The organism is Arthrospiribacter ruber, assembly GCF_019343195.1.
Classification (GTDB): domain Bacteria; phylum Bacteroidota; class Bacteroidia; order Cytophagales; family Cyclobacteriaceae; genus Arthrospiribacter; species Arthrospiribacter ruber.
Genome location: NZ_RPHB01000001.1, coordinates 618,351 through 639,308, shown reverse-complemented (window position 1 = coordinate 639,308; position 20,958 = coordinate 618,351). Strand labels below are relative to the sequence as shown.

The 20,958-nt window shown below is 43.6% G+C and carries 6 protein-coding genes; 5 read left to right on the top strand and 1 reads right to left on the bottom strand.

The features are described 5' to 3' along the window. Window positions 1-153: 153 nt before the first annotated feature. The 4 genes from EGN73_RS02470 to EGN73_RS02455 are packed head-to-tail and all read left to right on the top strand — an operon-like array spanning window position 154 to window position 18,478. Window positions 154-6,414, top strand: coding sequence for a DUF6603 domain-containing protein (locus tag EGN73_RS02470; RefSeq protein WP_219286768.1), 6,261 nt, complete (start codon window positions 154-156; stop codon window positions 6,412-6,414). 3 nt (window positions 6,415-6,417) lie between these two features. Then, window positions 6,418-9,723: a hypothetical protein gene (locus EGN73_RS02465; RefSeq protein WP_219286766.1), complete on the top strand. Its 3,306-nt coding sequence runs from the start codon at window positions 6,418-6,420 to the stop codon at window positions 9,721-9,723. A gap of 6 nt (window positions 9,724-9,729) precedes the next feature. Next, the gene (locus EGN73_RS02460; RefSeq protein WP_219286764.1) at window positions 9,730-16,554 is read left to right on the top strand and encodes a transcription initiation factor IIE subunit beta family protein; all 6,825 of its coding nucleotides are present in this window, start codon (window positions 9,730-9,732) and stop codon (window positions 16,552-16,554) included. Beyond that, on the top strand, window positions 16,547-18,478 hold the full coding sequence (locus EGN73_RS02455) for a hypothetical protein (RefSeq protein WP_219286762.1): 1,932 nt from the start codon (window positions 16,547-16,549) through the stop codon (window positions 18,476-18,478). The genes EGN73_RS02460 and EGN73_RS02455 overlap by 8 nt, the downstream gene beginning before the upstream one ends. Window positions 18,479-18,653: 175 nt before the next feature. On the opposite strand, the gene EGN73_RS02450 is transcribed toward EGN73_RS02455, so the two are convergent. Beyond that, window positions 18,654-19,634: a rhodanese-like domain-containing protein gene (locus EGN73_RS02450; RefSeq protein WP_219286760.1), complete on the bottom strand. Its 981-nt coding sequence runs from the start codon at window positions 19,632-19,634 to the stop codon at window positions 18,654-18,656. 93 nt (window positions 19,635-19,727) lie between these two features. Here EGN73_RS02450 and hppD point away from each other — a divergent pair, with 93 nt between their 5' ends. Further along, window positions 19,728-20,822 carry a 4-hydroxyphenylpyruvate dioxygenase gene (hppD, locus tag EGN73_RS02445; RefSeq protein ID WP_219286758.1) on the top strand — a complete coding sequence of 365 codons (1,095 nt, stop codon included), beginning with the start codon at window positions 19,728-19,730 and terminating at the stop codon, window positions 20,820-20,822. Window positions 20,823-20,958: the final 136 nt, after the last annotated feature.

Genomic DNA, 20,958 nt, shown 5'->3' with positions numbered 1-20,958 from the left:
TTTTAACTTTTTAATATTAATATTTTAAGTAAAATATTTTTAAAAATAAATCTACACTTTCATTTTATTTCAATATAATTCTCTCTAATTTAATGCTTTAAACCTTATCGGATTTTTAGATAAGCGGTTTCTGTAACTTTTAAATTTATAATTATGCCTAGTAATAATTTTAAATTTCCCATTGAGCATTTACTTAGCTCAAGCGGTCTTCAGCAGCTTCTTGACCAGATAGAAAGCAACATATCTACAGGGCAGCAAACCTATCACCTGGTCATTGACAAATTCAGACATGCCACGGACAATATGCCTTTTGAAATCCCTGTTCAATTGGAACAGATTCAAGAAGCTGGCGTCGAAAAAATCAGGTTTGTCCTTCAACAAAATCAAGAGGAAATTCAGTTCAGGATTGCTGAATTCATGGCACAATTGGGGGAAGTAGAAATCCAGATCCGAAAAGCCGAGCAGACCATAGAAAACCTACGATTGGAAGCCGAGGCATTTTTGACCAATCTTAGAAACACTGTCGCTGAAGAAGCCAAAAAAATTCCTTTCCGAATAGAAAGAACTTCCGAAGGCCAATTCAACATATTTCAGACCTCAACCATTGAAGAAACCCTCTACGGGATTCAGTTTATTTTTCAAAACAGCAGCCTGACCTTTGACAGCAATTCTGTAAGTGCATTTAATATAGACATCACGGCTCAGATACCTCAATTGAGCCATACCATTCAAGGTACTCTCCAAAAATCCGGCAATACCTATACGATCAGCAGCAGTTCATTGCCTACTGCTAACCTTCAGGTTTTCGAGTTGAGCATCCAAAATTTCCACCTTGTTCTTCAAAATGGACAAATTCAGTCTGGAACTGCTTTCAACGGTGAGTTGGCATTTTCATTTTTGCCTGACACGGGAAATAAGCTGGACTGGGAAGTAGAGTTCAATGAAGAGGACAATTTTCTCATCAAAGCCAACAACCAAGAAGACAAACCATTCCGCACCGGGCCGGTGAGCTTATTTTTTGACAAATTCGAACTTCTGATCGGTGACAACATCTCCGAAGGTGAAAATATACTGGACAGTCAGGCTTGGCTGGAACTGGAAGGAATGAACACTTCCTCAGATTCAGCCCATCGTGTAGAGGTTTCCTTTACTTATAATGGATCTGAGTATACCTTCACTCAAAGCGGCAATAGCCCAGACATTCCAAGTCCTATAGGAGAACTAACCATCAGCCGGGTATTTCTGGAAATCCAAAATGACGGAACCTTAAGTCAGACAGAGATTGAAGGAAAGGTAATGCTGAGAGGAAACACCGGAGGAAATGGGATTTTTTGGGAGTTCAAAAAAGTCGGAAATGACTATGACCTGGAAATCCCTGCAGATACTGAACTACCTTCCAATCAGCATTTCGATGAACTTTTCCTTGCCATCTCTGTCTTCAAAATGGAAGTCAGAAGCGGAAGCCTTTCAGGAATCGGAGGCATTGGTCAATTGACCATTCCAGGAATTGACACTGAGTTGGAGGTTGGCTTCCTTTATCAGAATAGCGGTGAACGGTACATGAGTTTTGGCTTACAGGGCACTATTGACCAAAAAGCATTTTTTGACTTTGAATTGCTCTTGGAGGAGCTGTCTGTCAAAATATTTGAGGACAAGCCATTTGAAGGGGAAATAAAAGGGAAATTATGGCTTCCTATTTTCAGTGAAGGCAATGGGGTAGACTTCGAGGGAGAAATTGAAAACAACAACTTCGCAATGCAAATGACCTCAGGAGGGAAATGGGTCTTGGGAGACTTTGAACTACAGCCACAATCCATGAATCTGGTCATTGCTTCGCAAAAAATCCAGAACCTTGCAGGTACGGTACTTTTCAAGCTTCCCGACTCCATGCAGACCTCCACCTTGCAGGTCAGCTATTTGCTCCACCCAGACGGACCCTATGAAGGGAAGTACCAGATCAAAGCCTTGGGAACAGACCTGACACCCATAGAAAATGAAGGTTTCAGCCTAAATTTCAGCAAAATTGAAATCGAGATCAACGAAACTGATGATACTCCGGAATTGGATCTGGACATCCGGGGCAGTATCCAAATCACTGCTTTGGATATGCAGGGAAGCATTCAGTTCATTTTCACTTTGGAAGAAAACGGTAAGGCTTATAAGCTGGAAAAAACCCCGGAAGTCGCAAGCTTACAATATGGCCCTTTTGCTTTGGAAATAGGCAGTTTTCTTTATGAAGTAAAGGACGGAGAGTTTCATCAAAGTAATGGAAACGGAACTTTGAGTTTCCCGGGTTTGGAAAATCCACTTGCTTTTACCTTTGATGTCGATCACACCGGACCTGAAAGGACCTTTACTTTGGCTGCTGCCAACCTCAACCCACAAGACTTCCAAGGATTCAGGATCAGTTTTAGTGAACTTAGATTTTTTAGAAATCTGGGAAATTCAGACACAGAGTTTAGCGCTCAAGGAAAAATTGCCCTACCTGTTTTTGAAAATGACCTCAATTTTGACTTAAAAGTAGAATCTGCAGCGAGCAACTCCTTCAAGATTGAAGTGGACAGTGGGGAGAGCGAGCTCCTAAAATTCGGCAGTTTCGAGCTTTCTCACTTTTCCTTTGACCTGGACTATGAAGCAGGTGAAGTTCAGAACACCAGCGGAAGTGCGCACCTAAAATGGCCCGAGCTTGGCGATGGCAACGACACCATCAAAACAGTTTTTTCATACACCTCTGAGACAGAAGGAAAGAAATTCACTTTCAACCTCAACAATGAGCCTCCACATGCTCCAATGGATTTTACTGTTTTTGAGCTGACCTTGAAAAAACTCTCCCTGGAGATTCTGGATGGAGATTTTCAAAAAGGAGAGCTGGAAGCGGAAACCAAGTTGCCAGTTTTTGAGGGAGTGAACGTGGATTTTACTGCTCTGATAGATCCTGCCGGAGATAAATACAGCGCCAGCATCAGGTCAAAGGCCGATGACCTCCTCTCTTTTGAGCCATTGGTACTAAAGGACATTAACTTGTCCTGCGAAGTAGAAAAAGGCAGTTCAGGTGATTTTGAGGTCAGTGCCTCTGGCAGTTCCAAGTTCAGGATTTCAGGGGCAGGATCAGAGGAATTTTCGGAAATCTCCATCAGCTATGAAAGTGCAGATGAAAAGTTCAAATTCGAATACACAGGTGATACTACCATAGACTTTAGTTTCCTTAAGCTCAAGCTAGAAGAGGTCAAATTTGGGTTGAAAAAGAGCACTTTGGAAGAACTCAAAATAAAGGGTGCTTTGAAATTTGAGCAAATGGATACCCCTCACAATGAGCTGAAAGTGGATTTTCAATTCTCAGATACTTTGGAAGCTGGAAGCAGCTATTCCCTTCAGCTTAACAATGGTGCTGAAGCGGAAACAGCATTGAGACTGGATGATTTGACCCTTTATTTCCAAACCTTTACTTTGGCAGTACAGGACGGCACCGTGCAAAACGCCTCCGGGCAAGTAGCTTTTTCCCATCCTGCCATCAAAAATCACGACAATGATAATCCGGCCAAGATATCCCTTGGCCTTGCTTACGAAAGTAGCAATGAAAGGTATACATTTTCTCTTGCCACAGGAGAAGAATCCAGCGGCTTCAAAATAGGTGACTTCAGTCTCACATTCAAAAAGCTTGAATTCAGCATAGAAAACGGTGATTTTCAATTCCCTTTTGAATTTGAAGGAGAGCTTGGCTTGCCAGGATTCGAATCTTCATCAGGTGATCAGGCTCCCATAGAAGTCAAGATAAAAATCGAAGACGAGGGAAAATTTGAAATCAGCCTTAAAAACCCCGGCAATGGTGGGGAAATCAACCTGGGCAATATCAAAATTGTCATCAAAGAACTTACCGTCAAGAACCAGTCAACTTTTGAAATCGAGCTTAAAGGTGACCTTACCATTGAAGGTCTGGATGGCATCCAAGGTACTCCTCCTAAAATTGGAGTTACGCTTGGAGTAAGCGATTCCGGAGACTTTTTGGTCAAAGCGGAAGCTACCAATGCGGTCAAACTCTTGGATATCCCTTCTGTGGTGGGCATTTACCTCAGGATGATCAAACTCGAAAGGAAAAACGAAAATTGGGATTTCGCTTTGGGTGGTATCATCAAAAACCACATTGTCATTCCCGGTCTGGATAATGTTATTCCGAATGAACTCGACATCAAAAACCTGCAAATCGGCAGTCAATTTGACCTCAACATGGACGTAAGGTGGCCTTCAGGCCTCAGTGTCACCATAGGAGGCGATCAAACGGAATTAAGAATACCTATCAACGGCATGCTTGGCGAGGCAGTTTCCATAGATGCGATCAACCTTTCATTGGTAAGCTCTGGAAATACCACGATGGCCCTGAGTTTTTCCGGTGCCACGGTGATGCTCGGACCGCTTTCAGCTACAGTAGAAGGCCTCGGACTTGAAGTAGAGTTTCATCCCAAATCCCCAGACCTGACCCCCTATGAGGTCAAAGGGATTGATTTTGGGGTGGTAGATATAGAAATCCGCTTCAAACCTCCTACAGGCCTAGGAGTTTCTTTGGATACGCCTGTTTTCACCGGTGGTGGATACTTGTTCTTTGACCGGCCAAAAGGGCAGTATGCCGGAGCTTTAGAACTTTCCTTTAAGGGGATGTTTACCCTTACCGCCATAGGTGTCATAGACAGTAAGATGCCGGATGGAAAACCCGGCACATCGGTCATCGTCATCATTTCGGTACAATTCTCTCCTGGTATTGCTCTTGGATTTGGCTTTTTCCTCAGTGGCTTAGGAGGAATCTTGGGCATACACCGCACCATGCAGGAAACCAAGCTCCGCGACGGGGTCCGGGACGGAAGCATTGACAATATCCTTTTCCCGACCAATATCATTCCCAACATTGCCAAGATCATCAATGACATTACAGGTTTCTTCCCTATCAAAAGAGACCAATTCCTTATTGGACCGATGGCAAGAATCTCGTGGGGAGTTCCGACTTTGTTGAAAATAGACCTTGGTCTCATCGTAGAATTTGCCAATCCGGTGCGATTTGCCATACTCGGAGCTATCCGTTTGGTACTCCCTGATGAAAAAGTACCATTGGTCAAAATACAAGTGCTTTTCTTGGGAATCATAGATTTCGAAAAGAAAATGCTCTCTTTTGACGCCAGTCTTTTTGATAGTAAAATCCTGACTTTTGGATTGGAAGGAGATATGGCACTGAGGCTCAGCTGGGGAGCTCAAAAGGACTTTGTATTGTCAGTTGGTGGCTTCCACCCTAGCTATCAGGTACCGGCCTACCTCAACATACCTACGATGAAGAGGCTGACGCTCAACATCCTGACAGGCAACCCAAGGTTGACTTTGATGGCCTATATGGCCGTCACGACAAACACAGTACAGTTCGGGGCGCAAATAGACTTCTTATTCAAAGTGTCCAAATTCAAAGTAGTCGGGGAATTGGGCGTAGATGCCTTATTCCAATTTTCACCGTTCCGGTTTATTGCTTCGGCCAGGGCCAGACTAGCTGTAATGGCAGGAAACACTACACTTCTGGGAATCAGCCTCTGCTTTGAACTGGAGGGACCAAGCCCTTGGAAAGCAAAAGGAACAGCAAGCTTCAAAATTCTCTTCATCACCATCAAGGTCAAATTCAATGTGGAGTGGGGCGAGAAGAAAAACACCCTGCTACCGGATATCGAAGTGTTGCCAGAGCTACGCGAGGCCTTGTTGGAAAACCAAAACTGGAGAGCCTTGCCTATGGCTGTCAAAGGTGGTGGAGTCAGACTCAAGGATCCCAATGATTTTGATAACCTTATCCTTACTCCTGACGGAGTCATTGAGGTCAATCAAAAAATAGTACCTCTCGATGTGGTCATAGAAAAATTCGGACAGTTCAATCCTGCTGATTTTGACAACTTCAAAATCGTCAATGTCAGAATCGGAAACAACCCTTCAGGCACCAAATCAATTCCGGTAAAAGACGACTTTGCGCCTTCAAACTTCATCAAGGCTTCTGATGAAGACAAGCTCTTGATGCCTTCATTCGAACAGCAGCAGTCCGGGGTATTGATTTCTCCAAAACAGAGTAGCGACGCAGGGGTTCACCGCAACAAGAAAGTGGAATATGAAGAAATAGTAGATGAAATCTATACCGGTAGACAGCTAAGCTTTGGACAATCAGAGTCCAAGTTCCACGCCATGCATGGTGCTGTGGCACAAACTGTCCAATCTATCAAAACGACCGGTATTTTCAATCCTGCCAAGGTGACCCTGGAAAAACCGCTTTTCTCAGTGGTCAAGGCTTCCGACCTGACTGAAGTATCAGGTAATGTGGGCTACATGCAGGCTGTGCAGTTGAGCAAAACCACAGGACAAAAACTACAGATCATCAATAAGGACCTTTTAAATGTATAAGCTATGCCAATCAATAACAATCCGGCAGAATTTTCTTTTTTACCTTGGCTGAGGTATGGGTTAGGTAACCAAATTACTGAAGAAGACAGCCTGGGAGGAAATCTTCCTGCCAGTCCTGTCTTGGACAGACCAGAAGTCCAGGTGGCTTTTGACATTGAAGCTTCCAAAAAAGGGGCTACCGCCCCTTCCAATCCTTCCAACACAATATCTAAAACTGTCAAAATCCAAGGGCCGGGCGATGTGCTGGGAATTGACCCTAAAATGGTCATCAGAACCAATCCCAAAAAAGGTGTGGAAAATTTTGAAATTGAAAATCTGGCCTATGTCGAATTTTTTGAAGAAGATCTTCCATGGAGGTTTACTCCTGCCAAACCTAAAAATAACAAGCTAAGACCTTGGATGTCCCTGATTGTGTTGAAAGAAGATGAATTTGAGGTCATCGCTCATGGAAATCAACAGCTCCCTTACCTGAAAATCAACCTTGAAGTAGATCTGAGTCAGGTTTTTGGCAGTGAAAGAGATACTTGGGCATTTGCCCATGTCCATGTGTTTGAAAAACTACAAAGCAGCAATCCTTCTTCAGCGCAATTACAGGCAGAGCTCCAAAAAAGTCCAAATGCTGCAATTGCCAGAATCATTTGCCCTAGAAGACTTGAAGAAAATATCCGGTATCAGGCTTTCTTGATTCCAACATTCGAAACGGGCCGCTTGGCAGGGCTTAAACAGGATACCCAGTCCACACCAGCACAGCTCAGCAGCTGGAATACGGCTTCCTTTTCTTCCAACCATCACAGAGATTTCCCTTTTTATTATAACTGGACTTTCAAAACAGGTGCGGAAGGCACTTTTGAATCTTTGGCGAGAAAATTAAAAGTTGTGGGCAGTGAAGACATTGCTCCGGTGAGACTGGCTGATATTCAAGATATAGGGTATGATATAGAGGTGGATGACAAATTTTCCACTATACAGATCGAAGGAGCTCTGAAAACTCCAGGCTTCCAGATCGATCCCTGGCCGCAGGGCGGAAACACCACTGAAAGAAATGCACTAAAGGACAAAGTGCAAAAAATCATCAACCTCAATGAAGACTTACAAGCTTCTAATAATGAAGGGCTCTTGGGTGAAAGTAACAAGTCTATATTTTACACCCAGGATTTTGTAGAAGACCCCATTATTACTCCTCCCCTTTATGGAAAATGGCATGCCCTGAAAAACAAGGCGGACAAGAACATGAGCGACTGGGTAGACGAGGTCAATTTACACCCAAGTTACCGGGCAGCAGCAGGATTAGGCACCAGAACGGTAATGAAGCATCAGGAATACTTTATGGAACTGGCTTGGGAACAGATCGGGCAGATCAATGAAGCCAACCAAAAAATCATAGAGAACGAACTGATGAGGACCACGGCGAAATGCATTTTCGAAAAAAACCTCAACAAAATGTCGGAAATGTCCTTATTGTCCACTTCCGCCAATAGCTTAAAGCAGATCAAAGTAGAAAAATCAGCAGCACTTTCGGCAGCTCAAAGCATCAAGAATTCAAAAATCCCCAATAGTCTGAGCAGCGGTAACTTTATCAAGGTAGCCAACAACTTCACCCCTACTGCTGTCATGTCAGGAGATGGAACCGACGGTGCGCATGAAATCCTGACAAACGTAACTTTGAAGAGAGCCAATTCATCTGAAACAGTAGCAGGCTTAAGCCCAATCACCCCTGCTCCGGCCAAGAAAGAACCATTGATTGCTGTTTCCGCAGAAAAAGTCGTCCACTCCCTCAATTTCCTTTTGAACAGTATCCCAAAAACCGAAATTGAATTGGTGGCCGAAGTAATAGAAGAAATGACAGGGAATGCTTCATTCTTCAATTTGGAAAATGTTAAAAACAAGTTGTTTGAAAAATTTCCAGAAGACACTCACCCAAGAATTGCCAACATCGTAAATGGCATCAGAAAAGTCGAGTTACTTCAGGCCGAGAAGCAACAATCCCTCGTTTTCACTTACGCTACCCAATTTCTAACAGGAACAAATCCTCCACCTAATATTCTTGCAGAGATCACAGTGGAGTCTTCGGTGTTTAAAAACCACATTTCCAACTCCTTTAACGAAGCAGAGTTTTCCAGTATCCGATTCAAATCCCAGCAGGTAACCGAGGAACCATCTTCAGTAATGTTTTTCAGCAAGTTTTTGGTGGTACAGCAACAATTTTCCTTTGTAGAAACATTTCAGAATACTTTACTGAACAATGTGAGTTTTAAACAGGCCCACTTTACTCCAAAAATCCTACCGGCTTTGCAACTGGAGGATTTTTCAAGTAAACTTAAAAACAGACTTTTCCCGATAAACAACTTTCAGCGCAAACTGAATTCAGAAATAAAAGGAAATCATCAGAACCTTGAAAAGCCGATAATGGCTTACCCAAGATTTCCTTTTCCAGTGTACAATTTCCTCGAAGAAATCTCCCAGGAATACATTGTCCCAAACATCAGTCAGGTTCCTGTAGATTCCATCTTGCTGATGGAAGTCAACCAAAAATTCATTGAATCTTACATCTTGGGAATGAACCATGAGATGTCCCGTGAACTGCTGTGGAGAGAGTTCCCTACTGACCTAAGGGGCAGCTACTTCAGACATTTTTGGGAATATGACAACAATCCATTTGCAATTGTGGATGAAAATCTACCCCCGGTGGAGTTTATGGAAGCCTTAAAAACCTTCCAGGACTCCAATGCGGATGTAAAGGAACTGCATCTTTGGAAAAACCCCGGTGCAGGAGGTAAACTGAAAAAGCTGGGAGAAAACGGCAGAAGTGGCCTGGGCATAGTCTTGCTCGTCAAGGGCGATTTGTTCAGAAAGTATCCCAATACCTTGGTCTATGCGCAAAAAGGCACAAAAAGCGGCAATAGTATAGTTTTGAGCGAATACAATGCTTCGAGTGCTTCCTGGCCTGTGATCAAAGGGCACATGGAGCCGGACATTTACTTTTTCGGATTTGATCTGAGTGTCGCCCAAGTAAAATCCGGAGATGGATATTTCTTTGTGTTCAGGGAAATCCCCGGACAGGTCAGCTTCGGTTTGGATGCCTTCTCTTCGCCAGCTCCAAGCCTTTCTTCCTGGAATAATTTCAACTGGGCACATATGGGTGCAGATCCCAAGCAGGTCAAAATCTATCAGAATCCTAAGACACTGACCGGTTCTCCTCCTGCGGGAGAGCCTATATGGAACCTGGATTCCAATGCTGCTGATATCGCTTCTATCCTGTATCAGTCCCCAATCCTTTTTGCCAAACATGCCAACAACCTTTTAATCTGACGCACTATGAGTACTCAAAAACACATACTTTCCAATAGAGTGGACATAGGCTATAATGACCTTAAATCATCCCTTTCTCAAAGGAGTGATGCCTTTCCAGTCATGCTGCTTCCTATAAGGCTGGAAACACGTTTTGTAAAAAACACCAAATCCACAGCCGAAAGGGTCAATCCCGATCATGAGATCCTGCTTGAATACCTGCATCAGGTCCGAAACATCATTCATCAGATACATCTCTTTGAGCATAGACAAACCCAGCTTTCACAAAGCCAGGCCGATAGCCAGATCAATGCTATCATTCGGGGCTTGGAGCAATTACCCAAATTGCTTGGCAGGATCAATCAGGTGGAGAAAGCTGACAAAATACTCTTGACCAAAGCAAGTAAAGAACTTCAAAAGGCTTTTTCCAATCTTAAACTGTCTGCATCGGCACAAAGTCAAATTAAAAAATCATTTACCGAACTGGACAAAGCTCTTAGCCAGATCTCCAAAATAAAAGCTCAGTCCACTCCAACATCTGAATTGGGTAATCAGGTCCATAGGTTGCTCGAACTTATGCAGGCCATATATGTCGACCAAAGTGTAAAAAGCCTTGAACTCGACGAGGTTTTGAGAGAAATAGAGGGAATTTTGGATGCCATACCCAAAATGGTCAACAAAGGGGACATCGAAACCAATCCAGAGCTGATCAAAAAAATCAGCTCTGAAATCAGCCTGATCAAGCGCATCCATAAAAATAGTCCCATCACGCTCCAATCTTACAGGGACGGATACCCCGGAAGGCTGAACTTGGCAATTAAAGAAGAAGAACTTCGCAAATCCATTCAAAACCTCAAATCCAACGTTGACGAAGAGTTTGTTCCTTACATGAACCTGATGAATTCTCTGAGGATCCAAAGGGCGTTAGAAATCATCTATAGCATGGACGAAGGTTACTTTACCCTTAAAACTGAAAACAACAAAGGATACAAGGATGTAAAGGACTGGAACAAAATACAAACGAAAGTCAATACCCATGTAAAATCTATTCTCGAAGACCTCAATCATCCATTGGAAGGGGCCAGCCAGGAAATGGCACGCCTGAAACAAGTCTATCAGCGATACACATCTGAAATAAATAATTTCAACCAATTAGGTGCAGAGCTGATCAGGAAAGCCAATACTCCTGCCCCTGCACCACCTTCAGAAAAGCCCAAAGAACCGGAAATACCGGTGATCAACATTCCTGAAGGAAGGATTCCTCCTGTACAACCGCTTCCCAACCCAGTCCCACTTCCAAGACCTACAGTTCCCACTCCTTTACCTGGACCTACTGTACCTCAGCCTGCACCCAGAGCAGTGCCCAACATCGGACCGGAACTTCTGAAGGTTACCAATCCCAACCTTTTGATGACTTCGGCTGCAACAGATATAAGTTCCGCTAAAGTTGAAACGGTAGCCAAAGCCATACCAGCCAATCTTACCGTAAATCCAAGGGTAATGGTACCGGAAAGTCTAGTACTAAAAGAAAAAGTGACATTAGGCGACAATTCCCAATTCATAGAGGAATTTATCGCTTTGAGGAGTCAGTTTGATATCCTGAACAGCTTGGGGATTAGCAGCAAGTCGATTAGGGATGGAGCCAAAAACACCTACTTGAACGAACATGACCTAAGGCAATTGGCCTCCCAGTTGAAAAGCAGATTGAATCAGGGCCAAGAGGTGGAGAAATGGATGCTAGGAAAGCTGAAAAACCTTGAAAAAAGTATCCGTATCCGCTCTGCAAATACAGGAATATTACCCCAAGGAACACTAGACCGACTGAGAGGGGCATTCAACACCTTACAGAAAAGATATGAAGATCAAGTAGCTGGGAACGCAGAAGAAAATCCAGTTGTCGAAGAATCCTTGACCTTATTGCATTCTATTGACCTGAACATCCAGAACCAATACACAGACCAAAGAAACAACAGAACTACTTTTTCAAAAGACTACATCAATCAGGTTCGGTACATTGTGGAATCAGAAGCCAAATATGAGCTTTGGGTCCGGTTTTTCCCCGATGACATCGCTGTGGATGACCATGATGAGAGACTTACTGAAGCAGAAATAGAGCAGGGAAAAGAGTATTTCAGAAATGCCTATCTGGATAGCGAAGACATGGACAAATCCAGACTAGCAGCATGGCGTGGCCTTGCTGCCAGTGTAGGGGTAAGAAGGGCTGCTTATATCATCCAAGCTTTGCAGCCTTCCAACTTCAATGTGGCTGCCAATATCAATAATCCTCTCATAGAACTGCTAAAAATATTCCATTCACAATTCGGGCTCTTTTTGAAAGATTCCCGCTACCTGACTCATGTCAGCAGCACTGAACTTTCGGAGCTTGGCGCTTGGGTCAACAAAATAGGCTCATCCCTTGGAGGCTTCACCCCCTGTCTGGAAACCAAACCATACCTACTTGAAAGCATTGAGATTTTCAACAAACTTTTGACCAGGCTTTTGGAAAGCAGGAATGAATGGATGAACACGGACCCCTCTGCTGTAGCAAGAATCCGTGTTTTGCTCAGCACTTTACAAAACAGGCTGGACACCTTCACCCAATATAAAAACACCCATGCCAAGACACTGGAAAAACCTTTTTCCAGAGATTTTACCTATAAAAATGTAGAAAAAAAGGACCAGGCTTGGGATAAAGCAGGGGTATGTACAGTGATGCCTGACAGAATGGTCGTAGGACTAAAAAAGGGTGAAGTGTACGAGTACATCCGGGTCGGCAATCCCATCCCAAAGACCCTTCAACTCAGTATTGACCCCAAAGATGAAAGTGAAAGCAATTTTTCCCACGACCATCAAGGCAACTTGAGAGTGCCAAAAGCACTTAAGTGGATGTTTGATTTTGATGAGGCCATAAAGGTCGGAATGGGCATGAAAATAGAAATAGAGGAAAACTTCTACAATGAAGGGTTTGATAGGGTAATCGTCACAGGTATAAAAAATGAATCTGCAAACGAAGGCCAGAAAAGAGTCCAGGAGCTATTTGAAAATCACCACTACACAGATGGAGGATTGGAACTCTTGGAAGTGGACACGCCTACCAATAATGCGGAAGATGCCAAATCGCCCTATTCTGAATTAGATGATGATATAGACTTTGCTTATGAGGAGCTTATAAAGGAGAAAAACAGTTCCGAAATCCAGAAACCCTACACTTTCCAAAATGAACTGCATATTGCAGATGGGCAATATTTCAGAGAAGCCTTTGGGTTGCACAGGGATTTTGCCATCAGAATTCCACGCATTCTCAAGCAGGACATTTCACAGGGAAGGGCCATGAATAGGGCTTTGTACAATGCCACCATAAAGTATTTCATGAAAACCATGGCTGCCGGCTGGTTCAATAACAATGATGAAATTCGCACTTTGGAATTTTTACAAAATTACCTGTCAGCCATAGGGAGCATACCCAGCTTCCGGATAGGTCCCCAACCGTATGGTGTTTTACCTATTACTGTCTATGGCAATTTCATTACCGGTACAGCGGCCTCTACAAAAGGAAGCCTGCCCAGCTTTATCAGATCGCTTTCCAAATTGTCAAACATCATTCGCCAAGATTTTGAGGATGTCTTATCAAGCTCCAATAAAACACGGGACATCAACAACCCCAAATACAATGAAGATCCCCAAAAATACTTTTTGGAAATACTGGGACTGGAACCCAATACCAAAGCCTACCTCTACAGGCATGGCACCAATATCATGGGAAGACTTAAGGAGCCGGATGAATTGGACGATTCAGTCATCAGTGTAAACTGGGACAGAAATCCTCAAAAGTTCTCTCCACTTTCTCTCAACAACCTTATCGGCGATTTTCTGGATGCAATGGGATTCAAAAATCACATTGCCAAAATCGCCAGCATCAACAGAACGAGAGTTTATAAGGCAAGGTACAACTATGCCAACCATGTCTTAGGACCTACCGTGCAGGAGGAAGATCTGGGTATGGAATCTCTAGCCACTGTGGACGGGCTTCAGGAGGGTGAAAATTATATCACCTGGCTAAAAAACAACCGCAATGCTATCATCAATATCAAGATTGAAGACCTTCCTAAAGTCAGCACTGGTGGTACACCAAAAATCCAGACAACTTTGCTGTTGGCCATGATACGGGGAGCTCTGGTTTATGACCGAAGCCCAAAAGTAGTGCAGGCCCTTGAAATCCTGGAAAAACTGCCCATCCCAAAACTGGAAAGAATGTTGGCCAACCACTTGGACCTTTGTAGCCATAGAGTTGATGCGTGGATGGAAGGACTATCAGCTTGGAGACTGAGAGAAATGAGAAACTCCAACGGCACAGGAACCTACGTAGGAGCTTACGGAATTCTTGAAAACCTGCGACCTCAGCATCAAACCCATAAGTCAGAAAATGTACCGGATGGCTTAAGACCAGCGGAAGGGTACCCAGTTTATAAAGTAGACGACAACCAGGGCTTTATCCATGCCCCTAGCATGCAGCACGCCACCACGGCAGCTGTTCTTCGGGCCGGATTCAATGCCATGAAAGAGCGGGAAGGAAACGACAAAAACATTTTGTCCATCAACCTTAGCAGCTCAAGGGTCAGAAAAGCCCTCTTCCTACTTCAGGGTGTGAGTCAGGGCCAATCTCCGGGAGCTCTTTTAGGCTTTCAATTTGAAAGAGCCCTTCATGAAAAATATAAATTCCACGACAACCAAGGTAAACCCCAGGACCATCTTGAAATGGATGTATTTATCTATAGGCTAAGAAGGAAATTCCCGACTTATGGCGATGCCCCTGTTGACGCAGCTACCGATACCTCCAGCAATGAAAGCATAAGGGCAAATAATGTGGTAGACGGATTGGCCCTGCTCAAGCATTTTGAAAATCACCTGGAAACCGTGGGGCAGTGGAATCCTGACAAAACCTTTGCCCAGATGATGGCAAGCGGGGAATGGAGCAACTTACAGATCAACCATATTCCTACTGAGCTTGCCCCTATCCTACCCAATATCAACGTTTCCAATGCTGTACAGCGCAATAGAAACCGGCAAAAAATGCTGGCCATTATCCAGGAACTGGATGAAATGGCAGATGCTTTTGACGCATTGGGAGATTTGATCACTTCAGAAAGTGTCTACCAACTGGTCCGTGGCAATCATCAAAGGGCTGCAGGACTGATGAATTCATTTGCAGAAGGAAAAATCCCACGGGATCCGGAAATCATCAAAAACCTCAGAAATGGAAACTTGATCATCAACCGCGGGATTTTCATCCTTCCAGACCAAGGAAATGCAGCCTTATGGGGCATTCCGGCAAGTCCGAAATCTTTGGCAGAACCAAGGTTCAACCTTTATGTCCACCAACAAATCGGTGATCCCACAGGTATACAGTTTTCTGTTATTAATCAAGGGTCCAAGCATTACCTCAACCTTCTGGATATTGGTCTACAACCTATTGATCTACTTTTTCTTCTTGGCAGGGATGCAGACTCCAAATGGGAAGAGATTGAGCTCAGGGTTGTCCGTACCTTACAACAGGAAGGCTTTGCTTCAGAAGGTGATTACCAGTTTATCTTCTCTGAGCACATGGAAAGCGAGTCCACTGATCTTCTTTCCACCATCCCATATTTTGAAGCCATTTTTGATTTGTTCAATTCTTGCCGGGTGGCAGACGCAAGGGATTTCAGAAGGGCCGAGGACCCCGACAACTTTGAAGTAGACAATGCAGGAATGGACCTAACACAATACCTGGATCGTATTCAATCCGCAATTGCTGAATTCGATTCAGTTTACACAGCCCTGGGAAATTTGGATTTAAATGTTGAATCTTTGAGTGCCTCAGATTCTGAAAGTGCCTATGCTTTGTTTGGAAGACTTTCCCAGCTGGGATTTGCAGGATACTTCCCTAACCCTTTGCTGTCTCCCAGCACTTTTGTGCACGAACAGATGGGAAAACTTCAGGAAGCCCAGAGTAGGATGAGCATAAAAGCCAGGGAAATCCAACAGTGGAGAGAGCAACTACTTCTGGAAACTGATCAGGCAAAAATCATCAATATCGGCAATGAAATCATCAACGCCATTTTTGGCAATGGAATGAAAATCCTGCCTAAAATCCACTTGCCCAACCCGTCATTTTGGCAGGATGCCATGCAGGAAGATTTGGAAAGCCATCTTTTACAGCATTCCGGAATGGAAGGATTGGAAAAATGGCAGCATGACTCCTCTCTGGTACGCAAGAATATTGCAAAAGTGGAGAATCTCAGAATATTGCAGGAGGTATTGGAAAAGCCTGAAATCAGCCTTAAGCCTTCACAAATGGCCCTGTCTGCTCAGGAACATCCTTCGGAATACTGGATGGCTTTGGACTATCCTGACACTTATCAACCTGAAGGGGATTATTTATGCCACCTTTTGTACAATGGAGATGCATTGATAGGTCAAACCCACATCGCAGCGCTGGTAGTAGATGAGTGGGCAGAAATCATTCCTCAAAAGGTACAGACCACCGGTGTGGCCCTGCATTACAATCAGCCAGATGCAAGAGCTCCGCAAAGTATTTTGATGGCGGTACCTCCTGAAATCAAAGGCCAATTGGACCTGGATCAGATTCTCCTTACAGTCGAAGAAGCTCTGGACTTGGCGAAACTGAGGACTTTTGAGCCGGATGATCTGGATGAATCCACCTTCTCCCAATTATTGCCTGCAAGCAGTGCTTTGGCTTACGGGCACTATGAATTCCTGAGATCACTGGAAGAAGATCAGGACCCCGACCAGCAATCCTTAGGCTGGTATATCGATTATGCAATCAGCAACCACAATGTCAACAACAATGAGTAAAAGCCACCTCCATAATCCCTGCGAGCCCTTTCAGGCATACAATAGACTGGAAGGCCGAACCCGAGAAGAATCACTTACCTCGGCTTTGTCTGCCAAAATCCATGACCCCTTGTGGATGCTTGCCCGGCAGTGGCAGTTTGGTGAATTCAAAGGTGAAGATACAGGAAGTGCCATTGAAGCGAAAATCGCCTACAGAACCCAAAAGCTCAATTATTTCAAACCCCATCATGGTCCTTGGCAAAAACATGATGATGCCCTGCCCATGGAAATCACAGTTGAGAAACTGCACCAAAAAATAGGTATCAGGTCAGCTTACTATCTGGGCAAAAAGCTGTTGAGAGCCATTGATGCGGCTTTGGAAGGAGTTCCCGGCTTCGCTCAAGGTTTTTATATGTCCAAACTTATAGCGCATTTTGCATTTCAGGCTCCTACGCTGAATACAGATGATCCTGTACAGGCCATGTCAAGGCAGGCACAGGTAATGGCCAGAACCAAGACTTACCAATTTTTGCTAACAATACAGGGCAAAGCTTTGGATGCAGGAAGAGTACTTAAGAGTTTTTCCGAAAACCCGGATTTTCTAAACAGTTTTTCCAATACTCATCCTGGAGGTTTTATTCTTCCAAACCACCTGATTCCTTTAAGGAATGTTTTACAACAATGGAAAGAGCAGGTGATAACTGAATTCAATTTACCTGAACTGGAACAGCACAAGTCCTGGGTACCGGAAAAAATGGAATACGCCTTTGAGGCGGCTTCGGTCAAGATACAAGAGGCAGATCAGCGAAACCTTCAGGCTAATGCCTATTTTCAGGGTCACTTGGATTGGTTTTCATTTGATCAAAAGGTATCTGATGAGCCTATGGTTTTGCCGGACATTCCATCCGACAGTTCCGAAAGAAAAGTACTTACCTTGATTCCTTCCGAAGCCAGTATTGCCGGCATGCCTGTTTCCCGATGGTGGGAAATGGAAGATGGAAAAGTGGACCTGGGCAATATGAATGCCTCAGATACAGATATTGCCAAAATTGCGATTACCCAATACGCCATGAACTACAGCAATGACTGGCTGGCCATTCCTCTGGATATTCCAAGCGGCTCTCTCTGTGAGGTGGAAGGGATAGTGGTGAAAGATGTCTTTGGATTCCGTACCCACGTGGAGGCGGCACATTTGCAGAACAATTCTTCCTACTTGGGCTGGGGAATGTTTGGGCAATCCGTACTCAATGAAAATGAACAATTCATCGGCATGGATCCAAAAGTCTTTGTACCTGATTCTTTGGCCAAAACCCTGGAAAGCGAACCTGTAGAAAAGGTCAAAATGATCCGGGATGAAATGGCCAATATGGTCTGGGGAATAGAAGCCGTAGTTCCTGACTTAATGGGTTCAGGAATCAGCGGAGTGGATGTATCCAATACACTGGAACAGATACTGGAAAATTTCCTTGCTAAAGAAGAAGAGGTGGATGAAATCGCTGCCAATGATCCTGCATACCTTCCTCTGGAAAGCAGAAATGGACAGGTAAGGACTTACAAAGCCCCTTTGAAATACATTCTTTCCAATAAAATCGCCGAAAACTGGATCCCTTTTATCCCTATTCATAAGCCAGGCCAGGCCATCAATAGAGAGATAACCCTGCAGAGGGCATCCATGCCGAGAACCGTCGGAGGTATAGAACCACATGCGGTAAGGCCTCAATCTTCCTTTTTGAGGAGAGGTATTTTGGAAAATAACGAACAAGATAAACCTTACTTTATTCATGAGGAGGAAGTTCCGAGAGCTGGAGTCACCTTGATAGGTCAATATCAGTTGACACGATGGTATTCAGGTAAAAGAGTAATCTGGTATGGAGCCAGAAAAATTTCCGGAAAAGGTGAAGGAAGTTCTGGGCTTAGATTTGATTTACTCACTGATAATGTATAAATTAGAGCAGGTTTTAGAACCAAAAATATTAAAGATGCTAAACGTGACAGACGTTAGTGAAACTGTGAGATGAAGAAGAACTTTCAACAGGAGTTTGGAACCGTAGGTAACTAGGAGAGTCCTAGGTAGAAAGAAGTTCAATCAGACAGTAGGCGGAACGAAGGGACGTACCGCCTTAATTTTTTCCCGGTTTTTCATTTCTGAAATTTCCTCTAACGAAACATAGACACGCATTAAATCCACCCGAAAAAAGCCTGTTTCCCAATTCTGATTTCCCCTCAGAATAATCCTGACTGGAATCATAGTAATCCAAGAGCATTTCAATAAATGATGAATAATCCTTCCTAAAAAGGGCCATTTTTGCACCTTCTAAGACCTCTCCTTCTATTCTGCTTTTCAGGTTTTCCAGTCCATTTAAAAGATAAGTGTCATTCTTATTGCAATACACCTCTACCAACCTTTCCACTCTTTTGATTTTTGGGGTATCCAAAAAAATCCTCGGTGCATCCATTACCTGACGGTACAAGTGTATGGGAAGGTAAAGTTGCCCAAGATACCTTCCTTTGATTTCCACAAATACAGGATTGCTATTCCTCCCAAGTCGGTGATACAGTTCATTTTCAAATTGCTCTTGAGAAACACAGGATTCCCCATCGATCTGCCCAAAAGCTGAGCCCTTATGACCTGAAATTTGCTCCAGATCAAGAACCTGGAAACCCTCACTTTTTATAATCTGCAGGAATTCTGTTTTCCCCGAACCGGTAAGACCTGCCAGAGAAATCAGTGGATATTTTGTGTTCCAACTGTCATTTATCGCCTTTCTGTAATTGCTGTAACCTCCTTTTAGAACAATTCCATCGGGAAATTCCGGTCTAAACCAATTCTTGAAAAGCTTGCTTTCTTTGGTTCCTTTTTGGCAATAAAAAACGAAGGGATCGCTTCCTACCATGGAGATGAGTTTTTCCTCCACAAAGGTATATTTTGATTGTAAAAATTCCGTTTTCTCCTCCCCTGACAATTGATCCCAAGAATCAAATTCCACCCATTCATAGAGCGGAAAATGCAAGGCACCTGGAATATGCCCATTGGAAAAAGCTTTCTGTGGCCTGAGGTCAATAATTTTACCCGAAAATTTTTTCAAGTCTGCTTCCTTCATCCAAATACCTTGTTTCAGTCTAAAATTTAGAGATAAATTTTATCTTTGCCCAAAGAGCTAATAAAGAATACTAAACCCAAAAATAATTTTGCCATGGAAAATGACTTTCTCCCTATCAACGGGACAGATTATGTAGAACTTTACGTAGGCAACGCCAAGCAATCTGCCCTATATTACCAATATGCCTTTGGATATGAGCTGATTGCTTATGCAGGGCCTGAGACAGGTATCAAAGACAGGGCCTCCTATGTGCTGAAACAGGATAAAATCAGGCTGGTATTGACGACGCCTCTTTTTGAGGACCACCCTATTGCTGATCATATCAAAAAACATGGAGATGGCGTAAAAGTCCTCGCTTTGTGGGTAGATGATGCCGAAAAATCATGGAAGGAGACCACCTCAAGAGGAGCTGTATCCTACAAGGAGCCAGAAGTACACACAGATGAATTCGGCGAAGTAAAAACTGCCTCCATCAGAACTTACGGGGAAACGATTCATACTTTCGTAGAAAGAAAAAACTATTCAGGAGTATTTATGCCCGGATACAAGCCTAGAAAGAGCGAGTACAACTCCACTCCGATCGGACTGAAGTACATAGACCATTGTGTAGGCAATGTAGGCTGGGGTGAGATGAACAAATGGGTGGAGTTTTATGAAAAAGTAATGGGTTTCAACCTCTTGATCACCTTTGATGACAAAGACATATCTACGGATTACACGGCTTTGATGTCCAAGGTGGTTTCCAATGGCAATGGCTACATCAAATTTCCCATCAATGAGCCTGCGGAAGGAAAGAAAAAATCCCAGATAGAAGAATACATAGACTTCTACAATGGAGCTGGTGTGCAGCACATGGCGATAGCTACGGATGATATCATACATACCGTTTCGGAATTGAGAAAAAGAGGAGTGGAATTTCTGAATGTGCCAAACACCTATTATGATGACCTTCTTGACCGGGTAGGCCATATTGATGAAGACCTTCAGCCACTGAAAGACCTTAATATTCTGGTTGACAGGGATGATGAAGGATACCTGCTTCAGATTTTCACCAAGCCTGTTCAGGACAGGCCGACCCTCTTCTTTGAGATCATCCAAAGAAAGGGAGCCAAATCATTCGGGAAAGGTAATTTCAAGGCCCTTTTTGAAGCCATAGAAAGGGAGCAGGAATTGAGAGGAAATCTATAAACAAGCCATTTCCAAAACAAAAAAGCGTAGGATACAGTGAGAATCCTGCGCTTTTTTTGTGCCTCTGAGATAATCTTAGCTATATTTCATGACTTTATTTATCGAAATCTTTAAATTAGAAATTCATTCAAAATTT